The sequence below is a fragment of the Citrobacter sp. Cpo015 genome, assembly GCF_030333035.1.
Taxonomy (GTDB): Bacteria; Pseudomonadota; Gammaproteobacteria; order Enterobacterales; family Enterobacteriaceae; genus Citrobacter; species Citrobacter portucalensis.
The window spans coordinates 1-268 of record NZ_JAOWGS010000003.1; the positions used below are offsets into that span (position 1 = coordinate 1).

The window sequence follows — 268 nt, forward strand, 5'->3', positions numbered from 1 at the left end:
GCTTGTAGCTCAGGTGGTTAGAGCGCACCCCTGATAAGGGTGAGGTCGGTGGTTCAAGTCCACTCAGGCCTACCAAATTCGCCTCCGTGCTGTGTTACGGCGATGCTCGCATACTTCAGTATGCTTCGCACCACCGCGCCTTGCCCGGAAACGAATTAGGGTACAGAGATTAGCATTTACGATGGGGTTATAGCTCAGCTGGGAGAGCGCCTGCCTTGCACGCAGGAGGTCTGCGGTTCGATCCCGCATAGCTCCACCATCCTTACTG

The 268-nt window shown here is 56.3% G+C and carries 1 tRNA gene; it reads left to right on the forward strand.

What is annotated here, in order from left to right:
- The first annotated feature begins 183 nt into the window (after window positions 1-183).
- Window positions 184-259: transfer RNA gene (locus OGY67_RS00010), tRNA-Ala, on the forward strand.
- The last annotated feature ends 9 nt before the right edge of the window (window positions 260-268 follow it).